20 protein-coding genes, 2 tRNA genes, 3 rRNA genes and 1 pseudogene are annotated in these 26,980 nt (G+C 58.4%); 16 read left to right on the plus strand and 10 right to left on the minus strand.

Features of this window, described 5'->3' with window-relative positions; genetic code table 11:
- Window positions 1–2 precede the first annotated feature (2 nt).
- Both K5Q02_RS09300 and K5Q02_RS09305 read right to left on the minus strand, forming a co-directional pair.
- On the minus strand, window positions 3–2,396 hold the full coding sequence (locus K5Q02_RS09300; protein ID WP_225838503.1) for a heavy metal translocating P-type ATPase: 2,394 nt from the start codon (window positions 2,394–2,396) through the stop codon (window positions 3–5).
- A 94-nt stretch (window positions 2,397–2,490) separates the two neighbouring features.
- A complete protein-coding gene (locus tag K5Q02_RS09305) occupies window positions 2,491–2,877 on the minus strand; it encodes a hypothetical protein (protein ID WP_225838505.1) in 387 nt (128 codons plus the stop codon).
- Between the two features lie 144 nt (window positions 2,878–3,021).
- Here K5Q02_RS09305 and K5Q02_RS09310 point away from each other — a divergent pair, with 144 nt between their 5' ends.
- The gene (locus tag K5Q02_RS09310; RefSeq protein ID WP_225838507.1) at window positions 3,022–3,240 is read left to right on the plus strand and encodes a heavy-metal-associated domain-containing protein; all 219 of its coding nucleotides are present in this window, start codon (window positions 3,022–3,024) and stop codon (window positions 3,238–3,240) included.
- Here K5Q02_RS09310 and K5Q02_RS09315 read toward each other — a convergent pair.
- Window positions 3,224–3,844 (minus strand): TetR family transcriptional regulator, encoded by a 621-nt coding sequence (locus K5Q02_RS09315; protein WP_225838509.1) that lies wholly within the window; start codon window positions 3,842–3,844, stop codon window positions 3,224–3,226. The two genes, K5Q02_RS09310 and K5Q02_RS09315, sit on opposite strands and share 17 nt — an antisense overlap.
- A gap of 172 nt (window positions 3,845–4,016) precedes the next feature.
- Here K5Q02_RS09315 and K5Q02_RS09320 point away from each other — a divergent pair, with 172 nt between their 5' ends.
- A complete protein-coding gene (locus tag K5Q02_RS09320) occupies window positions 4,017–5,207 on the plus strand; it encodes a multidrug effflux MFS transporter (RefSeq protein WP_225838512.1) in 1,191 nt (396 codons plus the stop codon).
- A gap of 8 nt (window positions 5,208–5,215) precedes the next feature.
- Here the strand turns inward: K5Q02_RS09320 and K5Q02_RS09325 are convergent, their stop codons facing one another.
- From K5Q02_RS09325 to K5Q02_RS09345, 5 genes are all read right to left on the minus strand, one after another.
- Window positions 5,216–5,392 carry a hypothetical protein gene (locus K5Q02_RS09325; protein WP_225838515.1) on the minus strand — a complete coding sequence of 59 codons (177 nt, stop codon included), beginning with the start codon at window positions 5,390–5,392 and terminating at the stop codon, window positions 5,216–5,218.
- Window positions 5,393–5,919: 527 nt separating this feature from the next.
- Window positions 5,920–6,711: a Crp/Fnr family transcriptional regulator gene (locus K5Q02_RS09330; protein ID WP_225838517.1), complete on the minus strand. Its 792-nt coding sequence runs from the start codon at window positions 6,709–6,711 to the stop codon at window positions 5,920–5,922.
- Window positions 6,712–6,971: 260 nt separating this feature from the next.
- Window positions 6,972–7,244 carry a TfoX/Sxy family protein gene (locus K5Q02_RS09335; RefSeq protein WP_225838519.1) on the minus strand — a complete coding sequence of 91 codons (273 nt, stop codon included), beginning with the start codon at window positions 7,242–7,244 and terminating at the stop codon, window positions 6,972–6,974.
- Between the two features lie 109 nt (window positions 7,245–7,353).
- A complete protein-coding gene (locus tag K5Q02_RS09340; protein ID WP_225838521.1) occupies window positions 7,354–7,710 on the minus strand; it encodes a pentapeptide repeat-containing protein in 357 nt (118 codons plus the stop codon).
- 66 nt (window positions 7,711–7,776) lie between these two features.
- The gene (locus K5Q02_RS09345; RefSeq protein WP_225838523.1) at window positions 7,777–9,339 is read right to left on the minus strand and encodes a bifunctional aminoglycoside phosphotransferase/ATP-binding protein; all 1,563 of its coding nucleotides are present in this window, start codon (window positions 9,337–9,339) and stop codon (window positions 7,777–7,779) included.
- 178 nt (window positions 9,340–9,517) lie between these two features.
- Between K5Q02_RS09345 and mrcB the strand changes: the two genes are divergently transcribed.
- The 3 genes from mrcB to K5Q02_RS09360 are packed head-to-tail and all read left to right on the plus strand — an operon-like array spanning window position 9,518 to window position 12,918.
- Window positions 9,518–11,836 carry a penicillin-binding protein 1B gene (mrcB, locus tag K5Q02_RS09350; protein WP_225838525.1) on the plus strand — a complete coding sequence of 773 codons (2,319 nt, stop codon included), beginning with the start codon at window positions 9,518–9,520 and terminating at the stop codon, window positions 11,834–11,836.
- A 12-nt stretch (window positions 11,837–11,848) separates the two neighbouring features.
- Window positions 11,849–12,592 carry a tetratricopeptide repeat protein gene (locus tag K5Q02_RS09355; RefSeq protein WP_225838527.1) on the plus strand — a complete coding sequence of 248 codons (744 nt, stop codon included), beginning with the start codon at window positions 11,849–11,851 and terminating at the stop codon, window positions 12,590–12,592.
- Window positions 12,589–12,918 carry a YqcC family protein gene (locus K5Q02_RS09360; protein ID WP_225838529.1) on the plus strand — a complete coding sequence of 110 codons (330 nt, stop codon included), beginning with the start codon at window positions 12,589–12,591 and terminating at the stop codon, window positions 12,916–12,918. The genes K5Q02_RS09355 and K5Q02_RS09360 overlap by 4 nt, the downstream gene beginning before the upstream one ends.
- Window positions 12,919–12,936: 18 nt before the next feature.
- Here the strand turns inward: K5Q02_RS09360 and K5Q02_RS09365 are convergent, their stop codons facing one another.
- Window positions 12,937–13,371 (minus strand): DUF4124 domain-containing protein, encoded by a 435-nt coding sequence (locus tag K5Q02_RS09365; protein ID WP_225838531.1) that lies wholly within the window; start codon window positions 13,369–13,371, stop codon window positions 12,937–12,939.
- Window positions 13,372–13,915: 544 nt separating this feature from the next.
- Between K5Q02_RS09365 and K5Q02_RS09370 the strand changes: the two genes are divergently transcribed.
- On the plus strand, window positions 13,916–15,646 hold the full coding sequence (locus tag K5Q02_RS09370) for an acetolactate synthase 3 large subunit (protein WP_225838540.1): 1,731 nt from the start codon (window positions 13,916–13,918) through the stop codon (window positions 15,644–15,646).
- A 1-nt stretch (window position 15,647) separates the two neighbouring features.
- Window positions 15,648–16,139, plus strand: a complete 492-nt coding sequence (gene ilvN / locus K5Q02_RS09375) for an acetolactate synthase small subunit (RefSeq protein WP_042553031.1) — start codon at window positions 15,648–15,650, stop codon at window positions 16,137–16,139.
- Window positions 16,140–16,190: 51 nt separating this feature from the next.
- Here the strand turns inward: ilvN and ilvY are convergent, their stop codons facing one another.
- Window positions 16,191–17,072 carry an HTH-type transcriptional activator IlvY gene (gene ilvY / locus K5Q02_RS09380; protein ID WP_225838542.1) on the minus strand — a complete coding sequence of 294 codons (882 nt, stop codon included), beginning with the start codon at window positions 17,070–17,072 and terminating at the stop codon, window positions 16,191–16,193.
- A gap of 125 nt (window positions 17,073–17,197) precedes the next feature.
- Between ilvY and ilvC the strand changes: the two genes are divergently transcribed.
- From ilvC to rrf, 9 genes and pseudogenes are all read left to right on the plus strand, one after another.
- On the plus strand, window positions 17,198–18,214 hold the full coding sequence (ilvC, locus tag K5Q02_RS09385; protein ID WP_225838544.1) for a ketol-acid reductoisomerase: 1,017 nt from the start codon (window positions 17,198–17,200) through the stop codon (window positions 18,212–18,214).
- Between the two features lie 154 nt (window positions 18,215–18,368).
- Complete coding sequence (gene pssA / locus K5Q02_RS09390) at window positions 18,369–19,184, plus strand: CDP-diacylglycerol--serine O-phosphatidyltransferase (RefSeq protein WP_225838546.1); 816 nt, start codon at window positions 18,369–18,371, stop codon at window positions 19,182–19,184.
- A 62-nt stretch (window positions 19,185–19,246) separates the two neighbouring features.
- On the plus strand, window positions 19,247–20,260 hold the full coding sequence (msrP, locus tag K5Q02_RS09395) for a protein-methionine-sulfoxide reductase catalytic subunit MsrP (protein ID WP_225838548.1): 1,014 nt from the start codon (window positions 19,247–19,249) through the stop codon (window positions 20,258–20,260).
- Window positions 20,260–20,879: pseudogene (gene msrQ, locus K5Q02_RS09400) on the plus strand (protein-methionine-sulfoxide reductase heme-binding subunit MsrQ). The gene msrP and the pseudogene msrQ overlap by 1 nt, the downstream one beginning before the upstream one ends.
- 557 nt (window positions 20,880–21,436) lie before the next feature.
- A 16S ribosomal RNA gene (locus K5Q02_RS09405) occupies window positions 21,437–22,973 on the plus strand.
- A 66-nt stretch (window positions 22,974–23,039) separates the two neighbouring features.
- Window positions 23,040–23,116: transfer RNA gene (locus tag K5Q02_RS09410), tRNA-Ile, on the plus strand.
- Between the two features lie 31 nt (window positions 23,117–23,147).
- Window positions 23,148–23,223 (plus strand) — tRNA-Ala (locus K5Q02_RS09415).
- A 259-nt stretch (window positions 23,224–23,482) separates the two neighbouring features.
- Window positions 23,483–26,375 (plus strand): 23S ribosomal RNA (locus K5Q02_RS09420).
- 140 nt (window positions 26,376–26,515) lie between these two features.
- Window positions 26,516–26,631: ribosomal RNA gene (gene rrf / locus K5Q02_RS09425) — 5S ribosomal RNA — on the plus strand.
- The 16S, 23S and 5S rRNA genes sit together here with 2 tRNA genes alongside, the layout of an rRNA operon.
- Window positions 26,632–26,980 lie beyond the last annotated feature (349 nt).

Genomic DNA, 26,980 nt, shown 5'->3' on the forward strand with positions numbered 1-26,980 from the left:
CATCACTCCTCAAGGTGGTTGGGCCGCCAGGTTTTCAGCAGCAGGGCATTGCTCACCACGCTAACGCTCGACAGCGCCATGGCTGCGCCGGCGAGCATCGGGTCGAGCAGCCCGAAGGCGGCCAGGGGAATGCCCACCAGGTTGTAGATGAACGCCCAGAACAGATTCTGGCGGATCTTCGCGTAGGTGCGCCGGGCGATATCCAGGGCGGCGGGTACCAGCCGCGGATCGCCGCGCATCAGGGTGATGCCGGCCGCCTGCATCGCCACGTCGGTGCCGCCGCCCATGGCGATACCGACATCCGCTGCAGCCAGGGCAGGGGCGTCGTTGATGCCGTCACCGACCATGGCCACGACACCCTTGGCTTTCAGTTCGCTGACGATCCGCGCCTTGTCCGCAGGCAGAACCTGCGCGTGAACCGAGTCGATACCCAATTGCCTGGCGACAGCGTGTGCACTGCCCTGATTGTCGCCGCTGATCAGGTGGCTGACGATATGGCGGTCAGCCAGCGTGGCGACCGCTTCACGGGCGCCGTCTTTCAAGGTGTCGCCAAAGGCGAACAGAGCCAGCACCCGCGCCGGGGAGCCCGTCTCGATCAGCCATGACAAGGTACGCCCCTCGGCTTCCCAGGCCTGGGCCGCCGAGGCCAGTTCGTTCGGCTCGCTGGCGCCGCTTTCCAGCAGCAGGCGACGATTGCCCAGTTGCAGTGACCGGCCCTCCACCTGACCGGCAATGCCGCGGCCGGCCAACGCCTGGCTGGAGTTGACCGGCGCAAGCGTCAACGCTGCCTCCTGACAAGCCTGCAACACCGCCCTGGCCAGTGGATGCTCGCTGCCTTGCTGTAGCGCACCGGCCAGGCGTAGTGCCTGGTCGGCATCGATGTCGACGGTTTGCAGGTGGGCGATACGCGGTGCGCCGGAGGTCAGGGTGCCGGTCTTGTCGAATGCCACCACCGTGACGCAATGGGCGATCTCCAGGGCTTCGGCATCCTTGATCAGGATGCCGTGGCGGGCCGCTACGCCGGTGCCGGCCATGATTGCCGTTGGCGTTGCCAGACCCAGGGCGCAGGGGCAGGCGATCACCAGAACGGCCACGGCATTGAGCAGCGCGCTTTCCAGGCCCGCCCCCAGGCTCAGCCAGACGATCAAGGTCAGCAGCGCGATCAGCAGCACCACCGGTACGAATACCTGGCTGACCCTGTCCACCAGCTTCTGGATCGGTGCCTTGGCGGCCTGCGCGTCCTCGACCAGGCGGATGATCCGCGACAGCACGGTTTCTGCACCCAGGGCGGTGGTCTCGATCAGTAGACGACCCTCGCTATTGATCGCCCCGGCTGTTACCGAATCGCCCGGCGCCTTGGCTTGCGGCAGGCTTTCACCGCTGATCAGTGCTTCGTCGGCGTGGCTGTCGCCCTCCAGCACCGTGCCGTCGACTGGAAAGCGCTCGCCCGGTCTGACCAGCACCTGATCGCCCAGGCTCAGCGCACTGACGGCCACGCGTTGCTCGATGCCGCCCTGCAGGCGTGTGGCTTCATCGGGGCGCAACGCCTGCAGGGTACGGATTGCGCTGGTGGTCTGGCGCTTGGCACGGCTTTCCAGGTATTTGCCGAGCAGGATCAGGGCAATGATCACCGCCGAGGCTTCGAAATACAGGTGTGGCGTGTGCCCCGCAGGAGTGATCGCCCACTGATAGAGGCTCAGGCCGTAGCCGGCGCTGGTGCCCAGGGCGACCAGCTGATCCATATTGCCGGAGCCGCTGCGCAGGGCGTTCCAGGCGGCTCGGTAAAAGCGCGCACCGAGGACGAACTGCACCGGTGTAGCGAGTAGGAATTGTGCCCAGGCCGGCAGCATCAGGTGCACGCCGAAGGGGGCCAGCAGCATCGGTAATACCAGCGGCGCGGCGAGCAGCAAGGCCAGTGCCAGTCGCCAGCGCTCGGCCTGCAAGCGGCGGTCGTTGGCGTCGCCATTCGCCTGCGGCGCATCCACTGTGCTGGCCAAATAGCCGACGGCCGACACCGCCGCCAGCAGCGCCTGGGTATCGACACCCGTGACCACCTGCACGCGGGCTTGCTCGGTGGCCAGGTTGACGCTGACCGCCAGTACGCCGGGCTGCCTGCTCAGCGCGCGCTCGACGCGACCCGCGCAACTGGCGCAGGTCATGCCGGAAATGGCCAGATCCAGGCTTTCACTGGGTACCTCGTAGCCAGCTTTCTGTACGGCCGTCACCAATGCCGGTAGTTGCTCGGCAGGTGCCGCCACACGCGCGCGCTCGCTGGCCAGGTTGACGCTGGCTTCAGTGACCTGAGGGACACCTTGCAAGGCGCGCTCGACGCGGCCCGCGCAGCTGGCGCAGGTCATGCCGGCGATCGGCAGGTCGAGGGTGGGCGGCGTGGGCATGGTCGTCTCCGGTGAATCCTGGCGGGTACGCACAGGATCAACCTTGACCCATGGGGAAGGTCAAGCCCCGGAGATGTTCATTTGCCGGGCAGGCTTACTGGCTGGACGGTGCCGGAGTCAGGTAGGGGCCGGATGGGCTGAGGCCGATGCGATAGCGGCGAATCTCGCCGGCAGTCAGGCTCAGTCGCTGACTGTCGAGCGGTGTGATACCGGCCTGGCAGCTTTCGGTGCCGATCATGCCCAGGCGCACCGACACATCGCCAGGCGGCAGATTGAAGGACACCGACTGGCCTTGGAACAGTCGTGCGGCCAGCTGATCCTGCAGGTAGACGCCGAACTCGCACGGCGATGCCACTTCCAGGCGCTCGCGGGAGATGATCAGCACCGCATAGCCATCGCCCAGGGTGGTATGCGACGGCAGTACCTGGGCGAGTGCTGGCAGAGGCAGAGCGAGAAACAATGAGAAGAGGAGGCGGCGCATGGTCAGACCAGATGGCTATGGAGTTTTCAGAGCTTGGCCGAGGTTGGTCGGTTCAACAAGTGCGAGGGTTGACCTTGACCCGATGGCAAGCTCGATACTTTTCCACGAATCGAATGATTGCCCACGCGGGCAGAGGAGATGACGATGCAGATATTCAAGGTAGATGGCATGACATGCGCCCATTGCGAGCGCTCGATCACTGATGCCGTACAGGCGATCGATGCCTCGGCGCAGGTGCAGGTGGATCTGAGCGCAGGCGAGGTCAGGGTGCAGACCTCGCATCCGGTCGACCAGGTGCTCGAGGCGATCATCAATGCAGGCTACAAGGCAGAGGCCGTGCCTGCTGCTAAGACCAATCGCTGATCAGGCCGCGAAACAGCCCGTCGATCATCACCGGCCCGTCGTTCTGCGGGTCGAACAGGCTGTTGTCGCGCAGCCAGTCGCTGAGCATGCCGACGATCAGCGCGTGCAGGGTGCGTGCCGCAAGGCGCGGCGTCATGCCGGGGCGCAGTCGAGACTGCGCGGACGGGTGAGCGAAGATCGCCTCGCAGAGGTCGATGAACTGATTGATGAAGGCTTCATGGCGTTCTTCGGCCTCGCGCAGCTCCTCGGTGAACTCGCAGCGGTGCAGCAGTACCGTGAAGATGCGCCGCTTCTGCTCATCCAGAGCAATACCTGCGATACCTTCTACGCACAGCTCGCGCAGTGACTGCAGGCCGTCGCCAGATTGGCTTTCCTGCAGGTGCTGAGCTAGTTGCTCCGGGGGCAGGCGCACCTGGCTGAGCATGTCGTGAAACAGGTGGGCCTTGTTCTGAAAATGCCAATAGACCGCACCACGGGTCACCCCGGCATGTTTGGCGATATGCTCCAGGCTGGTGTGGGCAACACCCTTTTCCAGAAACAATATCTCGGCGGAGGCCAGAATGGTGGCACGGGTCTGCTCTGCTTGTTCTTTGGTTCGACGCATACGACAGAAATCAAATCGGTTCAGGAATGGCGAGTGTAATTATTTTTTTGTCCCAAGGTTTGTTTTACAGACGAACTTGTATGTAATTGTCGGCATCCACTCTTTAAGGAGCCTCCAGCGCTCCGCCCGTTGACCCGGCCCGGAGCCGGGACTCTCGTCGAGTACCTTGCAAATGACGTTTCGCCTGTTACTGATCCTTGGCGCACTCAGTGCCTTCGGCCCCTTGGCCATCGACTTCTACCTGCCCAGTTTCCCTGCCCTGGCGCTGGCGTTCGATACCGACACCGAGCACGTCCAGCTCTCCCTGGCTTCCTATTTTGCCGGGCTGGCCATCGGGCAACTGCTCTACGGCCCGCTGGCTGACCGGTTCGGTCGGCGCATTCCGCTGCTCGTCGGGGTCTCCCTGTTCACCCTGGCGTCGTTGGCCTGTGCCGTGGCGCCCAGCCTGGAGTGGCTGATTGTTGCGCGCTTCGTGCAGGCCCTGGGCGGTTGCGCCGGCATGGTGGTGTCGCGCGCCGTAGTGCGCGATCTGTGTGACCCAATCAGTTCGGCCAAGGTGTTCTCGCAACTGATGCTGGTGATGGGGCTGGCGCCGATCCTCGCGCCCGTGGCGGGCGGGCTGCTGCTCAACCTGTTCGGCTGGCCGTCGATATTCGTCTGCCTGACGCTGTTCAGCGCGGCTTGCCTGGTCGCCCTGTACCGCTGGTTGCCGGAAACCCTGAACCCCAATGTCGAGCCGGCTCCGCTGCGCGGGGCGATCGGTGAATATCGCCGGCTGTTCGCCGATCTGCCCTTTATCGGCCATGCCCTGACGGGTGGACTGGCGATTGCCGGCATGTTTGCGTACATCGCCGGCTCGCCCTTCGTGTTCATCGAGCTCTATGGCATTGCGCCAGAACACTACGGCTGGCTGTTCGGTACCAACGCCGCTGGCTTCATCCTGGCGGCACAGGTCAACGCCTGGCTGGTGTCACGCCAGGGGCCTGCCTATTGGGCCAGGCGCATCGTCTGGTTCTATCTGGGCTGTGGCGCACTGTTGCTGCTGTTGTCCTGGGTGCATACCCAGTCGCTGTGGCCGCTGATGGTGCCGCTGTTCGGCTGCATCGCGTCACTGGGCATCCTGCTGCCGAACACTTCTGCCTGTGCGATGGCAGGGCAGGGGCGTCATGCGGGGAGTGCATCGGCACTGATGGGCAGCCTGCAATTCACCATCGCCGCCACTGCCGCGTCCATGGTCGGCGTGCTGCACGACGGCAGCGCCGTACCGATGGCGTTGGTGATCTTCTGCTGCGGCGTGCTGGCGGTGCTGGCTTCGCGCTTCACCCGCTGGGCGGAGAAGCGCGCTGGGCACCCCCACGGCTGACCCGAGGTTCAGCCGGCCATGCGTTGCCTCTCCGGCAGCGCGTGGGGGGCCTGCACCCTCGCTTCGAGCGTCGCCACGAACTGGCGCGCTTCCCCTTCGCTGCGAAAACTGACCTGATGCTTGCCGAGACTCACTTGCCAGTGAATGCCGAGAGGGCCTTTCTGCGCACGTATCCGGATATTCATGAGGGTGACTCCCAGTGAGCGTGCGGACAGTCTAGCCGCACCTGGGGTAACTGCTCTGATGCAGATCAATGAGGCGACGGACGTCACAGTCATCGAGAGAAACGCGGTGGAAACATTTCCTGCAGGCAAAAAAAGACCCGGCAAAGAGCCGGGTCAATAACCGTGATTAGCCTGATGAGGAGATAATCTGAAGAGTCCGACCTAAGGTCTCTTTAGGTTATCGGCTGATCTCGCGACCAGCTGATGCAAATAATAGCAATTCTCATTTCTTAGTCAACAGCTAATTGGAAATTATTTTCATTCATCGCAGCCATAGGGTTTTGCGGCCCGCTGAAACGACGAACCCCGGCGCATGCAGGCTGTGTGAAAACTACTGCGCTCGGTCATGCGGCGTTAAAAAACCAGCTCAAAATGCTCATTTACAACTCGTAAACTGCGCTTTTTCGCCGGTTTTTGCCTTGCCTGACCTTCGCTCGCTACGTTTTCACACGGCCTGCATGGCCGGGGTTCGATGGCGGCCTGCCGGCTCAACCAGGCTGGCGCAGCCCGGTGACTTCCTTGTTGAGCAGGTCGATGCGTCGCGCCATGCTCTCGACAAGGCTGTGGGCGATCCGCGGGTTGCTTTCCATCAGGCTAAGGAACTGATCCTTGGGGATCACCATCACCGTGCAGGCTTCACTGGCAACCACCGTGGCACTGCGCTTTTCATGGGTGAACACGGCCATGGCGCCGAAAATCTCGTCTTTCTGCACGTCGCCTACCTTCAGGCCATCGACGAAGGCTTCGGCATGCCCCTCGATGATGATGAACACGTGATCGGCCTCGTCACCCTGATGGATCAGCGAATCGCCTTTGCCGAAGTGCTTGAAGCCGGTGGCAGGGCGTACTTCCGGTTGTTTGATACGCGCCAGTGCGTCTGAAAGCAGGGCGGTGTGGCCCACCAGGTACTGAATGAACAATTCCTGACGAGGCTCGCTGGCATAGATGTGCTTGAACACTTCGCTGCGCGAATAGGGAATCAGCGTCACTGGTTCGTCGCTGGTATAGCGGCAGGTTGGTAGATCAATACCTTGGCGCAAGCCAACCAGATCGCCTTCCTGCAAGTAGAACAGCGGCCGCTCATCGACCAGGGCATGCAGCAAGCCGTTGTCGATGATGAATAATTGGTTGCCCGGCAGTTCGCTCGCCAGATCCTCGCTGCGCTCGACTTGTAGCGCTACGCCGCATGGGCTTAGCCCGTCGAGTAATTTCCCGGGGATGCTCTGCAATCGGCTGATCAGTTGGTCGGCGTAGGCCGGTTGTTCCCCGAGTAAATACATGATGATTCCTTGAGCTACTCATGCTGGATGCGCACGAAAATCCCTGAGACGATAATCTGCGCCGCGCTCCAGGTAAATCGCTCTCGCTGGAGGTTGTGAACCAACGCGTATTCTACGCCAGTACAGTGGCACCTAAGCCCGCGTTATCGGTGCTATGCAGCCTCATGAGTTTTGACGGGCCGGGTCAGACAGACTGGTCGTTGCGAGCGCGGCGAGAAACCAATCATTACCAATGAAGCGCCCTTTGCAATGGAGCAGAATTAGATCTTACTGTCGTTAGCCGCTTCTTCGAGTTGTAGGTTGAGACTCGCCTTGCGGGTTGGCGGCAACTCACTCCAGTGAACGTCCAGCAGGGCGCCTTCGATAGCATAGAGCAGAACTTTGGAAGCCCTGAACCCGCGTGCCCGGACGGCTCTATAAGCATCGACCGCGCCGTAGCGGCGTAAGTCATCTGGATTGTGGATGCCGACGGCGTGAAGCCACTGCGACGAGGTCTTGCCCAAGTTTTTAAGATGCTGCAGTTCGTCGTTCACTGAATCTCCTTTTCGCAGCCGTTTTGCAGATGGGTGCTGCATGGCCGCCCTATTGGGAGAAAGTGTAGCGGCCGTTGGGTCAGGTGCTCGAATGGTGCGTTACACGCTGCTACAGGTGGTTGGGATGGGTGCGGTATCGCAAGCGTGTGCCAAAGTTCATCGACATGAGAATTTCATCGGCACTCAACTCGGCAGGGAAATAGGCGCCGGATATTTGCGCATGGGCAATGCTGGCGCCTTCGAGCTGTGCAGTACGTAGGTCTACGCCGCGCAGGTCGGCCCCACGGAAGTAGGCATTGCGAAAGTCGATGCCTTCGGCGTTAAGGGTACGCAGATCAAGGCCGCGAAAGTCGCCACCGCTCAGGTCGATGTCAACGCCTTGCGGCCGCTGCGCGTTGAAGGCGGCGACATCATCGTTATGCAGAAGGCGGTAGAGGGGACTATCCAGCTGGCTGGGTTGACTCATGATGGCAGTGATCCGATGGGGGCTCACTGCCAGTATAGAGCGGCTTGGCGGCGTTGCTCGACAGGTTTACAGGTTTGGGAAACGCTGGCGAATGACGTTGACCAGATCGTTGAGGCTGGCGCTGTCGTGGGTATCTACTCGCTTGCTATGAGCCCGCTCGGTTTCGTCGAGAGCATCCTGCCCGGCGCGCTGTGCTTCGATCACCTGCAGTGTGGCGTCAGACGGGTCATCACCCTGTTGCTGGCGCTGCTGCAGCCAACTGCTGATGACCGAATCCGGCGCCTGACAGTCGGCAATCAGGAAGGGCACACCGGTATCTTCAGCGATGCGCAGGGCTGCCTGGCGCTGCGGGCGCTTGAGGTAGGTGGCGTCGAGAACCACGGGGTAACCCGCATGCAGTACCAGATCGGCCAGTTGATTCAGACGCTCGTAGACCGACTTGCTGGCATCGTCGCTATAAATACCGGTTTTGAGCTGGTCACCGGCATTCACCGCCTGTTCACCCAGCAGGCGCTTACGCTCGACGTCCGAACGGATGCGGATCGCGCCGAGTGCCTCGACCAGGCGCAGCGCAACCTGGCTCTTGCCGACCGCCGATATGCCATGAGTCACGGCCAGGAAGCGAGCCGGAATGGCGCTGTAACTTTCTGCCAGGCTGGCATAGCCGCGGTACTGGCGCAGGATCACCGCTCGTTGCACGGCATCCTGTTCCTGGCCAAGGCGGAACAGCGCGACCTTGGCGCGTACCAGCGCGCGGTGGGCCTTGTAGAGATTGAACACCTTCAGGGAGCCGTAATCGCCAGTGTGCTCCAGCCAGCCGTTGAGCAGGCGCCGCGCCAGGCACTTGAGGCCGCGGTCTTCAAGATCCATGACCAGGAAGGCGGTATCCAGGGCGATGTCGGTCAGGCGGAATGGCTCGTTGAACTCGATGCAGTCGAACAGCGTCGCGTGGCCGTCCAGCAGGGTCGCATTACCCAAGTGAATGTCGCCGTGACACTCGCGGATAAAACCGTCGCGAGCCCTGGCCTCGAGATCCGGCCACAGGCGCTCGAGGCTGGTTTCCACCCAGCTTTCCAGGGCGTCCAATTGCTGCAGATCGGCCTTGTCGTTGAGCATCGGACGGATCTGCTCGAAGTTCTGTCGTAACGGCGCAACGATGGCCGTGGCGTTGCACAGCGAGTGATCGGTTGCGACCTGAGGCGTTTGCTGGTGAAAGTCGGCGATCTGTCTGGCCAGTGCATCGATATGCGCCTCGTTCAGTTCGCCTCGGGCCTGCACCTCTGCCAGCAACTGCTCCTGGGGGAATTGACGCATCTTCAGCGCGTATTCGATGGCCGAACCTTCGCCGTCCAGTCGCGGAGCGTCGGCGCTGCCGCTGATCGGCAACACCTCCAGATACAAATCCTGGGTCAGGCGCTGATTGAGGCGCAGCTCCTCCTGGCAAAAGTGCTGGCGGGACTCCAGGGATGTGAAATTGAGAAAGCCGAAATCGACCGGTTTTTTGATTTTGTAGGCGTAAGGGCCCGTCAGCAAAACCCAGGAAATGTGGGTTTCTATGACACTGAAACCGTCTACCGGGTGCGGATAAAGGGCCGGGTTCTGCAAGGCGGTAATCAGGGCTTGGCTCACGGGTGATCCTTGGCTTGGATAGGAGGAAAACAGGTGCGCATTATGGCCCCTCTCTGCGGGGGTGCAAATCGTTAGGGGCTGTTGCCGCTATAGCGCCACCTGCAGGGCTGTTTCGAAACGTGAACAGCCTCTCGGCAGTGCCTGCCGGCGTTTCGCAAAGTGCGTATAATGCCGCGCCATGACTCGTACCCGATCTTCTCGCTCCCGTTCCAAACGCCGCCCCCGTGGCATGCGCCCCTTGCTGGGCTGGGCTGTAAAGCTTGGCCTGGTGGGTTTGGTGCTGTTCGCCGGTTTTGCGGTTTACCTCGATGCCATCGTTCAGGAGAAATTCTCCGGCAAGCGCTGGACTGTTCCGGCCAAGGTCTATGCCCGGCCTTTGGAGTTGTTCGTTGGTCAGAAACTGGCCAAGGACGATCTGCTCAAGGAGATGGATGCCCTCGGCTATCGTCGTGAAAGCGCGGCGAACGGCCCAGGTGCGGTTTCCGTGTCGGGCAACAACATTTCCCTGCACTCGCGCGGCTTCCAGTTCTACGAGAGTGCTGAGCAGGCGCAGCAGGTCAATGTGCGCTTCTCCGGCGATTATGTCGCGGCGCTGACCAGGGCCGACGGCAAAGACTTGGCTGTGGCGCGTCTGGAGCCGATGCTGATCGGCGGTCTGTACCCTGCACATCAGGAAGACCGTGTGCTGATCAAACTCGATCAGGTGCCTGCCTATCTGGTGGAAACCCTGGTGGCCGTCGAGGATCGGGAGTTCTTCAATCATTACGGCGTATCGCCGAAGTCCATCGCCCGTGCCGTATGGGTCAACGCCACTGCCGGCCAGTTGCGCCAGGGTGGCAGTACCCTGACCCAGCAGTTGGTGAAGAACTTCTACCTGACCAACGAGCGCAGCCTGACCCGCAAGATCACCGAAGCCATGATGGCGGTGCTGCTGGAACTGCATTACGACAAGCGCGAGATTCTTGAGGCGTACCTCAACGAGGTGTTCCTCGGTCAGGACGGCCAGCGCGCCGTGCACGGCTTCGGGCTGGCCAGCCAGTATTTCTTCAGTCAGCCGCTTTCCGAGCTCAAGCTCGATCAGGTGGCGCTGTTGGTGGGTATGGTCAAGGGGCCTACCTTCTATAACCCGCGCCGCAACCCTGAGCGGGCACTGGCCCGGCGTAACCTGATTCTCGACCTGCTGGCCGAGCAGGGCGTGGTATCCCCGGAAGAAGCCGCCGCCGCCAAAGAGCGCCCGCTGGGCGTCACCCAGCGTGGCAGCATGGCCAATGGTTCGTTCCCGGCGTTCCTCGACCTGGTTCGCCGTCAACTTCGTCAGGATTACCGTGATGAGGATTTAACCGAAGAAGGGCTGCGCATCTTCACCAGTTTTGATCCGATCCTGCAGCTCAAGGCCGAAGATGCATTGGCGGAAACCTTCAAACGTCAGGCTGGACGCAAGGGTTCCGATCAGGTCGAAGCTGGCATGGTGGTCACCAATCCTGAGACCGGTGAGATCCAGGCCTTGATCGGCAGCCGCCAACCACGCTTCGCCGGGTTCAACCGTGCGTTGGACGCGGTGCGGCCCATTGGCTCGCTGATCAAACCGGCCATCTATCTGACCGCTCTCGAGCGCCCTAGCCAGTACACCCTGACCAGTCGCGTGTTGGACGAACCGTTCTCGGTAAAGGGCCAGGATGGTCAGGTATGGAAACCACAGAACTACGATCGCAAGGCACACGGCAGCATTTATCTGTATCAGGGCCTGGCCAACTCCTACAACCTGTCCACCGCCAAACTAGGCTTGGAACTGGGCGTGCCGAACGTGCTCAAAACCCTCGAGCGCCTAGGTGTGTCGCGGCAGTGGCCAGCCTATCCGTCGATGTTGCTGGGGGCCGGCGCGCTGACGCCGCTGGAAGTGACAGGCATGTACCAGACGCTGGCCAGTGGTGGCTTCAATACGCCGTTGCGCGGGATTCGTAGCGTACTGACCGCCGAAGGCGAGCCGCTCAAGCGCTATCCGTATCAGATCCAGCAGCGTTTTGATGCAGGTTCGATCTATCTGCTGCAAAACGCCATGCAGCGCACCATGCGTGAAGGCACTGGCCGCTCGGTTTACAGCCAGCTGCCAAGCTCGCTGACGCTGGCAGGCAAGACCGGTACCAGTAACGATTCGCGGGACAGCTGGTTCGCTGGTTTCAGCCAAGACATCTTGGCTGTGGTGTGGATGGGCCGTGACGACAACGGGCCGACTCCGTTTACCGGCGCGACCGGTGCGTTGCAGGCCTGGACGGGCTTCATGCGGCGGGCCGACCCGCTGCCGCTGGACATGCCAATGCCCGACAATGTGGTGCAGGCGTGGGTGGATGCATCGACTGGGCAGGGCTCGGCAGAGAATTGTCCAGGTGCCGTACAGATGCCGTATATTCGCGGCAGCGAGCCGGCCCCGGGGCCTGGTTGTGGTATTCAAGCCCCCGTCGATTCGGTGATGGATTGGGTGAAAGGCTGGTTGGAATAAGAGAGGTTTGACGTGAGTAAGTGGTTGATTCCCGTTTTGACTGCCTCGGTAGTGCTGGGAGGTTGTGCCAGCGTACAGCGTGGTTCCATTCCGGTCGTGGATTCCGGTACTTCTGCGTATGAGCAGGACGATCGACCCGGCAACGGCTACAGCAATGCGCCTGCAGCGACGCAGCAACCGGCTCAGCCCTCGTCGGATGATGCCGGCGTGGTGGTGATGGTGCCAGGCGGCGGTAACCCGTCGGCGCCAATCGATACCTATGCGGCGCCGGCTGGGGCTCCCGCCAACGGAGGCGGGCTGACATTCGATGAGCCGCCGTTGAGCAGCGAACCTTTAGGGTCGACGACATACGGCAATGCGCCGCCGTCTCAGCCATCGACGCCGAGCGGCATCCCCAGTGGCAATAGCGGTGGTTTGGCCGCCGATGAACAACTGGATGGGCCGGTACTGGCACTGTTGACCAGTGCGCAACAGCAGCAGACTGGCGGCGACCTTAATGGCGCCGCTTCAAGCCTGGAGCGTGCGCAGCGTATTGCCCCGCGTGAACCGCAGGTGCTTTATCGTCTCGCCGAAGTGCGCCTGGCTCAGGGCGATGCCGCTCAAGCCGAGCAGTTCGCCCGTCGTGGCCTTAGCTACGCCAGTGGTCGTCCGGCTCTGCAGGCCAGCCTGTGGGATCTGATTGCCAAGTCTCGTGAGCAGCAGGGTGACGCAGCAGGTGCGGCCCAGGCTCGTGAGCGTGCGCGAGTCAATCTGTGACGGCTGCACCAATCAACCAGATCGCCGACCAGCTGTTGCTGGTCGAGCGCGCATTACGGGTGCAGGGCTGGTGGGACGCAACGCCGCCGAGCGAGGAGGCGCTGGCCAGTGAGCAGCCGTTCTGTGTGGACACGCTGGACTTCGCTCAGTGGCTGCAATGGATCTTCCTGCCACGCATGAAGGCTATTATCGAAGCTGGTGCTGATCTGCCCGCGGTATCCGGCATTCTGCCGATGGCCGAGCAGGTCTATGGTGCGAACAGCCGTGCTGCAGCCGATTTGCTCAAGGCACTCGGCGATTTCGACCGGCTGATCACTGCGGGCTGAAGCCCGCAGCCTTTCTCGTTACTTGCAGCTCTCGGTGATCGCTTTCTTGCTATCGGCTATGCGCTGCTGACGTTCATCTTCGCCGAGACGGCGCATCTCTCCACCATCCTCCACGCGAACCCGCGGGTTGTTCTCCAGCTGCGCGAGGTTGTTGCGCTGGGTCTCGCAGTACTTGCGCAGTTGCACTTGCTGTTCGGCCACTTCCTTCTTGACCTTGGCATCGGCGGCTGCCTGCTCCGGGTCGGCGATGTCCTGAAAGGTTGGTGCCGGCTTCGGCTCTGTGGAGGGTGGCGGCGGAGCGGCCTTGTTGATGGTGGTGGCTTGCTGGCCCTGCGGCGGTTGTTCACTGAAATGGGTAACGCCTTGGGCGTCGACCCATTTGTATACCTGGCCGGCCATGGCGGTGGTGCTCAGGGCGAGCGCCAGGCTGGTAGTGAGGATCATGCGGCGCATGGGAATTCCTTTTTAGGCTGTTGCCGAACCCTGATGACGGCCAGGCTTCGGTATTCGTGGTCTCTGCCTCGCACACTGGGCACTAATGGCTGCAGTGGTGAAGTATCTGGCGATTACTATAACCAAATAGGCCGTCTGTCCATCCTGCGCTGCTTCACATCGGCACCGGTTTTTCGCAGATACATGTGGCTGAGTGCCTCTGCGCACTTTATAGGTATCAGTGAATTGCATATTCCATCACGGATCACTTGACTTGCCGTCGTCGAATAACAACAATCGAATGCTCTCTGTAGTGGGGTCAGCCGCAAGCTGGCTTCAGCTCAGTAGACATGAGGTGCTACCCGCGCCGACCTTTCGTTACACCCGCAACGCGTTACCTCGCGCTGGGTGGGAAATCCCGAAGCACACCAGGGATGTTCCCAATACTTGCTCAGTTGTAGCTGACGTAGTCGGCGACCACAGTCGCTCATGCTCTGCTGACAGTAAACCTACTTGGGCCGTACCTGCAAAAGGGCGGTTTTCTGGCGTTTTAGAGGTGAACAACGTGGAGCTTTTATCCGGCGCTGAAATGGTCGTCCGCTCGTTGCGTGATGAAGGCGTTAAGTACATCTACGGGTACCCAGGCGGTGCCCTCCTGCACATTTACGATGCCTTGTTCAAAGAACCGGAAGTGACACACATCCTGGTTCGTCACGAACAGGCGGCGACTCATATGGCAGACGGTTATGCCCGTGCCACCGGTAAAGCCGGCGTGGTGCTGGTTACGTCTGGCCCCGGCGCGACCAATGCTGTCACCGGTATCGCCACTGCCTATATGGATTCCATCCCGATGGTGATCCTCTCCGGTCAGGTGGCCAGCACCGTGGTTGGCACCGATGCCTTCCAGGAAGTCGACATGGTCGGCATCTCTCGCCCGATCGTGAAGCACAGCTTCATTATCAAGCATCCTTCGGAAATTCCCGAAGTGATCAAGAAAGCTTTCTATCTTGCCGAGTCTGGTCGTCCGGGCCCGGTGGTCGTGGACATTCCCAAGGACATGGGCGACCCGACCCAGAAGTTCGAATACAGCTACCCGAAAAAGGTCAAGCTGCGCTCCTACAGTCCTGCGGTTCGTGGTCACTCTGGGCAGATCCGCAAAGCGGCGGAAATGCTTATTGCGGCCAAGCGTCCGATCATCTATTCCGGTGGTGGTGTAATCCTCGGTGGTGCTTCGGCACAACTGACCGAGCTGGCCCGCGCACTGAACGTTCCGGTCACCAATACCTTGATGGGCCTTGGCGCCTACCCGGGCGACGACCGTCAGTTCGTCGGCATGTTGGGCATGCACGGCAGCTACACCGCCAACCTGGCTATGCACCACGCCGATGTCATTCTGGCAGTCGGTGCGCGCTTCGACGACCGGGTCATCAACGGTGAAACCGCAGCCAAGTTCTGTCCGAACGCCAAGATCATCCACATCGACATCGACCCGGCGTCGATCTCCAAGACGGTCAAGGCCGATATTCCGATCGTTGGCCCGGTCGACAGCGTGTTGAGCGAGATGGTCGCCGCACTCAAGGAAATCGAGCAGCGTCCGGACAGCGAGTCTCAAGCCACCTGGTGGAAGCAGATCGAAGAATGGCGCGGCGGCGGTCGCCTGTTCCCTTATAACGAGGGTGACGGCAGCATCATCAAGCCGCAGACCGTGATCGAGACCCTGTGCGAAGTCACCAAAGGTGATGCCTTCGTCAGCTCCGATGTTGGCCAGCACCAGATGTTCGCGGCGCAGTATTATCGCTTCAACAAGCCGAACCGCTGGATCAACTCCGGTGGCCTGGGCACCATGGGCTTCGGCTTCCCGGCGGCCATGGGCGTCAAGCTGAACTTCCCGGACAGCGACGTGGCCTGCGTCACCGGTGAGGGCAGCATCCAGATGAACATTCAGGAGCTGTCGACCTGCCTGCAGTACGACCTGCCGGTGAAGATCGTCAACCTCAACAATGGTGCGCTGGGCATGGTTCGCCAGTGGCAGGACATGCAGTACAGCAGCCGTTACTCGCACTCCTACATGGAATCGCTGCCTGACTTCGTCAAGCTGGCCGAGTCTTATGGGCACGTGGGCATCCGCATCACTGACCTGAAAGACCTCAAGCCGAAGATGGAAGAGGCGTTTGCGATGAAGGATCGCCTGGTGTTCCTCGACATCGCCGTGGATACCAGCGAGCACGTCTACCCGATGCAGATTCGGGGTGGGGCGATGCGCGACATGTGGCTGAGCAAGACGGAGCGTACCTGACATGCGTCATATCATTTCCCTGCTGCTGGAAAACGAACCGGGAGCGCTGTCGCGTGTGGTCGGCCTGTTCTCCCAACGCAACTACAACATCGAAAGCCTGACCGTGGCGCCGACCGAAGACCCGACCCTGTCGCGTCTGACGTTGACCACGATTGGCCATGATGACGTGATCGAGCAGATCACCAAGAACCTCAACAAGCTGATCGAAGTGGTCAAGCTGGTGGATCTGTCGGAAAACGCTCACATCGAGCGTGAACTGATGCTGGTCAAGGTCAAGGCCACCGGCGCCCAGCGCGCCGAGGTGAAGCGCACCACCGACATCTTCCGTGGGCAGATCGTCGATGTGACACCGAGCGTCTATACCATCCAGCTGGCCGGTACCAGCGACAAGCTGGACAGCTTCATCCAGGCCATCGGCACCGCGCTGATTCTGGAAACCGTACGCAGCGGCGTTACAGGTATCGCCCGCGGCGACAAGGTGCTGAGCATCTGATCGCAGCATTGAAGAAGCCCCGCCCTGTGCGGGGTTTTTTTTGCCTGGAATTTACCGTTGGCGGTTCCAGAAGGCTGCGATCAGCGGATCCTTGAGGCGCTTTTCCAGCGCGAACAGGCCGATGTCGTAGGCGGTCAGTGGTGGCTGAATATCGTAGAGGCGGATGCGTGCGGCCAGTGGACTGTTGTCCAGTACGATCTGCGGCACCACACCGATACCGAACCCCAGGCTGACCATGCTGACGATGGCTTCGTTGCCGCTTACCTGAGCATAGATCCGTGGCTTGATGTTGTGGCTTTTCAGCCAGCGGTCGGTACGAGTGCGGGCGAGGCCTTCTTCCGAGAGAATCATCGGTACGTCTTGCCAGCTTTGTGCGCCGGGACGTCTTAGTTGTTCGTCGCTCAACAACTGAGGGGACTGCGGGCCGATGAAGCGCAACTCCGAGCGGGTAATCGACTGGAAGACGACGCCGGCTGGCAAGCTGTCGGGGAGGGCGCCAATGGCAAGATCTTCCAGCCCCTGCTGCACGCGCTCGACGGCCTTTGCCGGATCGCCAGTGTGCAGCTTCATCTCGATGCGCGGGTAGTCCTGGCGAAAGCTGCTCAGGATGTCATAGAGGAAGCTGTAACTCGCCGTCACCGAGCAATATAGGGAGAGCTCCCCATGCAGCACCAGTTGATCCTCCTTGAAGGTTTGGCGAATGGCTTGCCAGCCGTTCATGACATCGTTGGCGTACTCACGGAATTGCTGCCCCTCTCGAGTCAGCCGCACTGAGCGGTTGTCGCGGATGAACAGCGGCGCACCAAGCTCTTCTTCGAGTTGCTTGATGCTGCGACTGAGCGCAGAGGGGCTGACGTGCTGCTCTCGGCTGGTTTTGCCGAAGTGCAGGTTGTCTGCCAGGGAGAGAAAGAGCTTGAGTGCGTGACTATCCATTGGCGTTTCATATACCGGCATGTTGTGTTGCAAATATATCATTTTACGCAATGGCACGGATCACTTAAGGTGGCTATGTAACGGTGCTCGCACCCCATCCCTTTCGATTCAAAAGAGCCAAGAACATGAAAGTTTATTACGACAAAGATTGTGACCTCTCCATCATCCAGGGCAAGAAAGTTGCCATCATCGGTTACGGCTCCCAGGGCCACGCTCAGGCGTGCAACCTGAAAGACTCCGGTGTGGACGTCACTGTCGGTCTGCGTAAAGGTTCGGCTACCGTTGCCAAGGCAGAGGCCCATGGCCTGAAAGTGACCGACGTTGCTGCTGCTGTTGCTGGCGCCGATCTGGTCATGATCCTGACTCCGGACGAGTTCCAGTCCCAGCTGTACAAGAACGAAATCGAGCCGAACATCAAGCAAGGCGCCACCCTGGCCTTCTCCCACGGCTTCGCGATCCACTACAACCAAGTCGTTCCACGCGCTGACCTCGACGTGATCATGATCGCGCCGAAAGCACCGGGTCACACCGTGCGTACCGAGTTCGTCAAAGGCGGCGGCATCCCTGACCTGATCGCGGTTTATCAGGACGCTTCCGGCAACGCCAAGAACGTCGCCTTGTCCTACGCTTCGGGTGTTGGCGGTGGCCGTACCGGCATTATCGAAACCACCTTCAAGGACGAGACTGAAACCGACCTGTTCGGCGAGCAGGCTGTTCTGTGTGGCGGTACCGTCGAGCTGGTCAAAGCCGGTTTCGAAACCCTGGTTGAAGCTGGCTACGCGCCGGAAATGGCCTACTTCGAGTGCCTGCACGAGCTGAAGCTGATCGTTGACCTCATGTACGAAGGCGGTATCGCCAACATGAACTACTCGATCTCCAACAATGCCGAGTACGGCGAGTACGTGACCGGCCCGGAAGTCATCAACGCCGAGTCCCGTCAGGCCATGCGCAATGCACTGAAGCGCATCCAGGATGGCGAGTACGCCAAGATGTTCATCAGCGAAGGCGCCACCAACTACCCGTCGATGACCGCCAAGCGTCGTAACAACGCCGCCCACGGTATCGAAATCATCGGTGAGCAACTGCGCTCGATGATGCCGTGGATCGGTGCCAACAAGATCGTCGACAAGTCCAAGAACTAAGTCGGATTCGATCAAGAAAAAACGCGGCCCTGGCCGCGTTTTTTCGTTATGGGCCAGGCTTCTGGTATAAAGCCCGGACGCTAATGCCGACGTTAGGGCGAACGCTTGCCCAGCGACTCGGTCGAAAATTCAAATCCGCAACAAGGTGTTGTTCATGAGCGAGCGTCCGCAAGAGCCAAAATCGTCCAAGGACGATGAGAGCTTACTGCCCATCGACGAGCATATTGAGGAAGGACATGACGACGAGGGGCGTAAGGTTCGCCATCGCGGCATCTACCTGTTGCCCAATCTGTTCACGACCGCGAACCTGTTCGCCGGCTTCTACGCCATCATCAACGCGATGAACGGCAATTTCTACGTAGCTGCCGCTGCGGTGTTCGTGGCCATGGTGCTGGACGGCCTCGATGGTCGCGTCGCACGTCTGACCAATACCCAGAGTGCCTTCGGCGCCGAATACGACTCGCTGTCCGACATGGTCGCCTTTGGCGTTGCACCGGCGCTGCTGGCTTTCGAGTGGGCACTCGGCAGCATGGGCAAGGTCGGCTGGATGGTCGCTTTCATCTATGTCGCCGGCGCTGCGTTGCGCCTGGCTCGCTTCAATACGCAGATTGGCAGTGTCGATAAACGCTACTTCATCGGTCTCGCCAGCCCGGCTGCAGCTGGTGTGGTAGCGGGTACCGTATGGGCGTTCAGTGATTACGGTATCCAGGGCTCGAACATGTCTTTTGTCGTGGCCATCTTGGTCGCAGCCTCGGGCATGCTGATGGTCAGCAATATCAAATACAACAGCTTCAAGAATCTCGACCTGAAGGGGCGCGTGCCCTTTGTTGCGATTCTGGCTGTCGTGCTGGTGTTCGCCGTCGTGTTCAGTGACCCGCCGCGAATTCTGCTGCTGATTTTCCTCGCTTATGCCGCTTCTGATCCAATCCAGTACTTGCTGCGTCTGCGTCGTCGTCAGACAGGCGAGTGATGTAATTTCCTCCAGACTCCGTAGTCTATTGGGTAGGTCTGTCCCGATACTGCGGAGTCATCATGCTAATCAAGCTACCCCGGGCATCTGAGTGCAACGCATCGGATGTCACCCCCGAGTCCGTTTACCTGTCTCGCCGCACCTTTATGTCAGCTACTGCCGCCGGCATGGCACTTGGTAGTGTTCCTGCGTGGGCGCAGTCAGCTACTGCTGTCCAGCGCTATGCGGATGTCGAGCCAGGGGAGGCCCCTTCCTGGTTGGCTGAGCGTATTGCCGCAACCAAGTGGGAGGCGGTTACTGCTAAGGGGGAGGTGGTGACGCCGTTTCGTGATGCCACCCACTACAACAACTTCTATGAGTTCGGTCCGGACAAGTCGGATCCCGCAGCAAATGCCGGTAGCCTGAAAACCGAGCCATGGTCGGTGGTAATTGATGGTGAGGTTGGCAAACCAGGGCGTTACGCGCTGGAAGACTTCATCAAGCCCTATCAGTTAGAGGAGCGCATCTACCGCCTGCGCTGTGTCGAGGCCTGGTCGATGGTGATTCCCTGGATCGGTTTTCCTATCTCTGCGTTGCTCAATAAAGTCGAGCCAACCTCTGCGGCTAAATTCATTCGTTTCGAAACCCTCAATGATCCAGACAGCATGCCGGGGCAGCGCTCGCGTTTCGGCTTGATCGATTGGCCCTATGTGGAAGGGCTGCGTCTGGATGAGGCGATGCATCCGCTGGCCATCCTTGCCGTGGGCATGTACGGCCGTGAACTGCCTAACCAGAACGGCGCGCCGTTGCGGTTGGTGGTGCCATGGAAGTATGGCTTCAAGAGCATCAAGTCCATCGTGCGCATCAGTTTGGTCAGCGAACAGCCGCAGACCACCTGGCAAAGCATCGCCGCGCAGGAGTATGGCTTCTACGCCAACGTCAATCCGACCGTCGACCATCCTCGCTGGACCCAGGCCCGTGAGCGGCGGCTGCCCAGTGGGCTGTTCAGCCCTAATGTTCGCGAGACTCAGATGTTCAATGGTTATCAGGAAGTCGCCAGCCTTTATAGCAACCTCGATCTGCGGAAGAATTATTGATGCGTTACCCGTTATGGCGGCTTTGCGTTTTCCTGTTGGTTGCGGTCTGGCCGCTCTATTGGTTGTACCAGGCCTGGCTCTTCGCCCTGGGGCCTGATCCGGGCAAGGTTTTAGTCGAGCGGTTAGGGCTGGGTACGCTGATTCTGTTGCTCATTACATTGAGCATGACGCCCCTGCAGAAGCTCAGTGGGTGGGTGGGTGGGTGGCCGTGCGTCGTCAACTCGGTCTCTGGTGCTTCGCCTATGGCGTGCTTCACCTGATCGCCTATGCGGTCTTCATCCTTGGTCTGGATTGGTCGCAACTGGCAGTCGAGCTGCGCAAGCGGCCGTACATCATTGTCGGCGCCATCGCCCTGTTTGGCTTGCTGCTATTGGCGGTCACCTCCAATCGCTATAGCCAGCGACGTCTTGGCAAGTCCTGGAAGAAGCTGCATCGCCTTATCTACCTGATCCTGCCGCTCGGCTTGCTACATATGTTGTGGATCGTGCGGGCCGATCTGGAGGAGTGGGCGGTGTACGCCATGATCGGTGGGCTGCTGCTTATGCTGCGTATCCCGCCGGTAATGCGCCGAATCCCACGCATCCTGGGGAAGAGAGTAGAAACTTCTACAAAAGCGTAAATAAACGGTTGACCTGAGATTCTGGCTGCCTATAATGCGCACCACTTCCGGCGCAGCCTGATCTGAAAACTCCTTGTTAATCAGGAAGTTAGAAGAAAATAAGGGTTGCACGGACGGCGAATTCGAGTAGAATGCGCCGGCATCGACAGGGTGGTTTGAGTGGCTCTGTTGGTGGTTCGATCAGGTTTGATCGAAGGCGGTAAAGAGGGTGTTGACAGCAGGTTGTAACGCTGTAGAATGCGCCTCCCGCTGGAGAGAAGATGATCTGGTTGGGTGCTGCAAGGTGTTGAGAAGAAAGAAAAAATTCTTCAAAAACAACTTGACAGGAAATGAGGCTGCTGTAAGATGCGCGCCTCGGTTGAGACGAAAGACTTAACCAAACGTTCTTTAACAATTGAATCAAGCAATTCGTGTGGGTGCTTGTGAGCTAAGACTGAGGATCGCAAGATTATCAGCATCACAAGTAAACACTCGTAATAGAGAGTTTTTTCTTCTTAATTGAAGAGTTTGCGATTGCTGAGCCAAGTTTAGGGTTTTCTCAAAACCCATGCAGTATTGAACTGAAGAGTTTGATCATGGCTCAGATTGAACGCTGGCGGCAGGCCTAACACATGCAAGTCGAGCGGTTGACGGGAGCTTGCTCCCTGATTCAGCGGCGGACGGGTGAGTAATGCCTAGGAATCTGCCTATTAGTGGGGGACAACGTTTCGAAAGGAACGCTAATACCGCATACGTCCTACGGGAGAAAGCAGGGGACCTTCGGGCCTTGCGCTAATAGATGAGCCTAGGTCGGATTAGCTAGTTGGTGAGGTAAAGGCTCACCAAGGCGACGATCCGTAACTGGTCTGAGAGGATGATCAGTCACACTGGAACTGAGACACGGTCCAGACTCCTACGGGAGGCAGCAGTGGGGAATATTGGACAATGGGCGAAAGCCTGATCCAGCCATGCCGCGTGTGTGAAGAAGGTCTTCGGATTGTAAAGCACTTTAAGTTGGGAGGAAGGGCAGTAAATTAATACTTTGCTGTTTTGACGTTACCGACAGAATAAGCACCGGCTAACTCTGTGCCAGCAGCCGCGGTAATACAGAGGGTGCAAGCGTTAATCGGAATTACTGGGCGTAAAGCGCGCGTAGGTGGTTTGTTAAGTTGGATGTGAAAGCCCCGGGCTCAACCTGGGAACTGCATCCAAAACTGGCAAGCTAGAGTACGGTAGAGGGTGGTGGAATTTCCTGTGTAGCGGTGAAATGCGTAGATATAGGAAGGAACACCAGTGGCGAAGGCGACCACCTGGACTGATACTGACACTGAGGTGCGAAAGCGTGGGGAGCAAACAGGATTAGATACCCTGGTAGTCCACGCCGTAAACGATGTCAACTAGCCGTTGGGTTCCTTGAGGACTTAGTGGCGCAGCTAACGCATTAAGTTGACCGCCTGGGGAGTACGGCCGCAAGGTTAAAACTCAAATGAATTGACGGGGGCCCGCACAAGCGGTGGAGCATGTGGTTTAATTCGAAGCAACGCGAAGAACCTTACCAGGCCTTGACATGCTGAGAACTTTCCAGAGATGGATTGGTGCCTTCGGGAACTCAGACACAGGTGCTGCATGGCTGTCGTCAGCTCGTGTCGTGAGATGTTGGGTTAAGTCCCGTAACGAGCGCAACCCTTGTCCTTAGTTACCAGCACGTAATGGTGGGAACTCTAAGGAGACTGCCGGTGACAAACCGGAGGAAGGTGGGGATGACGTCAAGTCATCATGGCCCTTACGGCCTGGGCTACACACGTGCTACAATGGTCGGTACAAAGGGTTGCCAAGCCGCGAGGTGGAGCTAATCCCATAAAACCGATCGTAGTCCGGATCGCAGTCTGCAACTCGACTGCGTGAAGTCGGAATCGCTAGTAATCGTGAATCAGAATGTCACGGTGAATACGTTCCCGGGCCTTGTACACACCGCCCGTCACACCATGGGAGTGGGTTGCACCAGAAGTAGCTAGTCTAACCTTCGGGGGGACGGTTACCACGGTGTGATTCATGACTGGGGTGAAGTCGTAACAAGGTAGCCGTAGGGGAACCTGCGGCTGGATCACCTCCTTAATCGAAAGATCCCAGCTTATTCATAAGCACCCACACGAATTGCTTGATTCATTGCGAAAGACGATTGGGTCTGTAGCTCAGTTGGTTAGAGCGCACCCCTGATAAGGGTGAGGTCGGCAGTTCGAATCTGCCCAGACCCACCAATTGTTGAGGGTGCAGGCCTTGGAAGTATTTGGGGCCATAGCTCAGCTGGGAGAGCGCCTGCCTTGCACGCAGGAGGTCAGCGGTTCGATCCCGCTTGGCTCCACCACTTACAGCCTCGAGATTGTTGAGAATTAGAGTTCAGAAATGAGCATTCCTGTTTAGGCAGATGAGTGTTGATTTCTGGTCTTTGACCAGTCAGAAAAATCGTTCTTTAAAAATTTGGGTATGTGATAGAAGTGACTGATTAATTACTTTCACTGGTAATTAATTTGGTCAAGGTAAAATTTGCGTTGTTCTCAAGTGCAAATTTTCGGCGAATGTCGTCTTCACGTTATAGACAGTAACCAGATTGCTTGGGGTTATATGGTCAAGTGAAGAAGCGCATACGGTGGATGCCTTGGCAGTCAGAGGCGATGAAAGACGTTGTAGCCTGCGATAAGCTCCGGGGAGTCGGCAAACAGACTTTGATCCGGAGATCTCTGAATGGGGGAACCCACCTAGCATAAGCTGGGTATCATGCACTGAATACATAGGTGCATGAGGCGAACCAGGGGAACTGAAACATCTAAGTACCCTGAGGAAAAGAAATCAACCGAGATTCCCTTAGTAGTGGCGAGCGAACGGGGACTAGCCCTTAAGTTGATTAGAGATTAGTGGAAGGTTCTGGAAAGTTCCGCCGTAGTGGGTGATAGCCCCGTACACGAAAATCTCTTTTCAATGAAATCGAGTAGGACGGAGCACGAGAAACTTTGTCTGAATATGGGGAAATTCATCCTCCAAGGCTAAATACTACTGACTGACCGATAGTGAACTAGTACCGTGAGGGAAAGGCGAAAAGAACCCCGGAGAGGGGAGTGAAATAGATCCTGAAACCGTATGCGTACAAGCAGTGGGAGCCTACTTTGTTGGGTGACTGCGTACCTTTTGTATAATGGGTCAGCGACTTATATTCAGTGGCGAGCTTAACCGAATAGGGGAGGCGTAGCGAAAGCGAGTCTTAATAGGGCGTTTAGTCGCTGGGTATAGACCCGAAACCGGGCGATCTATCCATGGGCAGGTTGAAGGTTGGGTAACACTAACTGGAGGACCGAACCGACTACCGTTGAAAAGTTAGCGGATGACCTGTGGATCGGAGTGAAAGGCTAATCAAGCTCGGAGATAGCTGGTTCTCCTCGAAAGCTATTTAGGTAGCGCCTCGTGTATCACTGCTGGGGGTAGAGCACTGTTTCGGCTAGGGGGTCATCCCGACTTACCAAACCGATGCAAACTCCGAATACCAGCAAGTGTCAGCACGGGAGACACACGGCGGGTGCTAACGTCCGTCGTGAAAAGGGAAACAACCCAGACCGTCAGCTAAGGTCCCAAAGTTATGGTTAAGTGGGAAACGATGTGGGAAGGCTTAGACAGCTAGGAGGTTGGCTTAGAAGCAGCCACCCTTTAAAGAAAGCGTAATAGCTCACTAGTCGAGTCGGCCTGCGCGGAAGATGTAACGGGGCTCAAACCATACACCGAAGCTACGGGTTCATCTTAGGATGAGCGGTAGAGGAGCGTTCTGTAAGCCTGTGAAGGTGAGTTGAGAAGCTTGCTGGAGGTATCAGAAGTGCGAATGCTGACATGAGTAACGACAATGGGAGTGAAAAACTCCCACGCCGAAAGACCAAGGTTTCCTGCGCAACGTTAATCGACGCAGGGTGAGTCGGCCCCTAAGGCGAGGCAGAAATGCGTAGTCGATGGGAAACGGGTTAATATTCCCGTACTTCTAATTACTGCGATGGAGGGACGGAGAAGGCTAGGCCAGCACGGCGTTGGTTGTCCGTGTTTAAGGTGGTAGGCTGATTTCTTAGGTAAATCCGGGAGATCAAGGCCGAGAGCTGATGACGAGTTGTCCTTTAGGACGATGAAGTGGTTGATGCCATGCTTCCAGGAAAAGCTTCTAAGCTTCAGGTAATTAGGAACCGTACCCCAAACCGACACAGGTGGTTAGGTAGAGAATACCAAGGCGCTTGAGAGAACTCGGGTGAAGGAACTAGGCAAAATGGCACCGTAACTTCGGGAGAAGGTGCGCCGGTGAGTGTGAAGGGTTTACCCCGTAAGCACATGCCGGTCGAAGATACCAGGCCGCTGCGACTGTTTATTAAAAACACAGCACTCTGCAAACACGAAAGTGGACGTATAGGGTGTGACGCCTGCCCGGTGCCGGAAGGTTAATTGATGGGGTTAGCTAACGCGAAGCTCTTGATCGAAGCCCCGGTAAACGGCGGCCGTAACTATAACGATCCTAAGGTAGCGAAATTCCTTGTCGGGTAAGTTCCGACCTGCACGAATGGCGTAACGATGGCGGCGCTGTCTCCACCCGAGACTCAGTGAAATTGAAATCGCTGTGAAGATGCAGTGTATCCGCGGCTAGACGGAAAGACCCCGTGAACCTTTACTATAGCTTTGCACTGGACTTTGAGCTTGCTTGTGTAGGATAGGTGGGAGGCTTTGAAGTGGGGACGCTAGTTCTCATGGAGCCAACCTTGAAATACCACCCTGGCAACCTTGAGGTTCTAACTCTGGTCCGTTATCCGGATCGAGGACAGTGTATGGTGGGTAGTTTGACTGGGGCGGTCTCCTCCTAAAGAGTAACGGAGGAGTACGAAGGTGCGCTCAGACCGGTCGGAAATCGGTCGTAGAGTATAAAGGCAAAAGCGCGCTTGACTGCGAGACAGACACGTCGAGCAGGTACGAAAGTAGGTCTTAGTGATCCGGTGGTTCTGTATGGAAGGGCCATCGCTCAACGGATAAAAGGTACTCCGGGGATAACAGGCTGATACCGCCCAAGAGTTCATATCGACGGCGGTGTTTGGCACCTCGATGTCGGCTCATCACATCCTGGGGCTGAAGCCGGTCCCAAGGGTATGGCTGTTCGCCATTTAAAGTGGTACGCGAGCTGGGTTTAGAACGTCGTGAGACAGTTCGATCCCTATCTGCCGTGGACGTTTGAGATTTGAGAGGGGCTGCTCCTAGTACGAGAGGACCGGAGTGGACGAACCTCTGGTGTTCCGGTTGTCACGCCAGTGGCATTGCCGGGTAGCTATGTTCGGGAAAGATAACCGCTGAAAGCATCTAAGCGGGAAACTTGCCTCAAGATGAGATCTCACTGGAACCTTGAGTTCCCTAAAGGGCCGTCGAAGACTACGACGTTGATAGGCTGGGTGTGTAAGCGTTGTGAGGCGTTGAGCTAACCAGTACTAATTGCCCGTGAGGCTTGACCATATAACACCCAAACAATTTGGCTGTTAGACGGTAGAAGTCGACAGTAATGCCGAAAATTTGTAAAAGAACACGCAATACCAACTGATATCACATACCCAATTCGGGGAAGCGACTTAAACATCGACTCCCCAACCAGATTGCTTGACGACCATAGAGCGTTGGAACCACCTGATCCCATCCCGAACTCAGTAGTGAAACGATGCATCGCCGATGGTAGTGTGGAGTTTCTCCATGTGAGAGTAGGTCATCGTCAAGCTTCTACTAGAAACCCCAGATCTCGACAGAGGTCTGGGGTTTCGCCTTTTCGGCGCAAAAAAGACGGCTCCTACAAAGGGCGTGCTGCGCGTGAAGGGGGATTTGGGTTTGAAGGCCTTCCCGGGTGTCGCTTCGCTCTGCCCAGGCTACGGGGCGGAGCGGGCGAGAGCTGTGGTGGAAGGATGAGGCGTCTTCCACCCTACGATACCTGAGATGGCTTCTGTAGCCTGGGTTAGCCGAAGGCGTAACCAGGGGCGGCAGGCCGGTGGCTCGCAGGGCCGTTCAACTTTCTGCTCTGTCCCATGCGCAGCAGACGCTGCCAGGTGAATGCTCGCTAGCGGAAATAATCG

This window comes from Pseudomonas sp. MM211 (assembly GCF_020386635.1).
Lineage (GTDB): Bacteria > Pseudomonadota > Gammaproteobacteria > Pseudomonadales > Pseudomonadaceae > Aquipseudomonas.

Excerpts from the sequence above, each read along its gene's own strand:
- K5Q02_RS09300 (WP_225838503.1), bottom strand. The coding sequence starts at position 2,396 with ATGCCCACGCCGCCCACCCTCGACCTGCCGATCGCCGGCATGACCTGC.
- K5Q02_RS09305 (WP_225838505.1), bottom strand. The coding sequence starts at position 2,877 with ATGCGCCGCCTCCTCTTCTCATTGTTTCTCGCTCTGCCTCTGCCAGCA.
- K5Q02_RS09310 (WP_225838507.1), top strand. The coding sequence starts at position 3,022 with ATGCAGATATTCAAGGTAGATGGCATGACATGCGCCCATTGCGAGCGC.
- K5Q02_RS09315 (WP_225838509.1), bottom strand. The coding sequence starts at position 3,844 with ATGCGTCGAACCAAAGAACAAGCAGAGCAGACCCGTGCCACCATTCTG.
- K5Q02_RS09320 (WP_225838512.1), top strand. The coding sequence starts at position 4,017 with ATGACGTTTCGCCTGTTACTGATCCTTGGCGCACTCAGTGCCTTCGGC.
- K5Q02_RS09325 (WP_225838515.1), bottom strand. The coding sequence starts at position 5,392 with ATGAATATCCGGATACGTGCGCAGAAAGGCCCTCTCGGCATTCACTGG.
- K5Q02_RS09330 (WP_225838517.1), bottom strand. The coding sequence starts at position 6,711 with ATGTATTTACTCGGGGAACAACCGGCCTACGCCGACCAACTGATCAGC.
- K5Q02_RS09340 (WP_225838521.1), bottom strand. The coding sequence starts at position 7,710 with ATGAGTCAACCCAGCCAGCTGGATAGTCCCCTCTACCGCCTTCTGCAT.
- mrcB (WP_225838525.1), top strand. The coding sequence starts at position 9,518 with ATGACTCGTACCCGATCTTCTCGCTCCCGTTCCAAACGCCGCCCCCGT.
- K5Q02_RS09365 (WP_225838531.1), bottom strand. The coding sequence starts at position 13,371 with ATGCGCCGCATGATCCTCACTACCAGCCTGGCGCTCGCCCTGAGCACC.
- ilvN (WP_042553031.1), top strand. The coding sequence starts at position 15,648 with ATGCGTCATATCATTTCCCTGCTGCTGGAAAACGAACCGGGAGCGCTG.
- ilvY (WP_225838542.1), bottom strand. The coding sequence starts at position 17,072 with ATGGATAGTCACGCACTCAAGCTCTTTCTCTCCCTGGCAGACAACCTG.
- ilvC (WP_225838544.1), top strand. The coding sequence starts at position 17,198 with ATGAAAGTTTATTACGACAAAGATTGTGACCTCTCCATCATCCAGGGC.
- pssA (WP_225838546.1), top strand. The coding sequence starts at position 18,369 with ATGAGCGAGCGTCCGCAAGAGCCAAAATCGTCCAAGGACGATGAGAGC.
- msrP (WP_225838548.1), top strand. The coding sequence starts at position 19,247 with ATGCTAATCAAGCTACCCCGGGCATCTGAGTGCAACGCATCGGATGTC.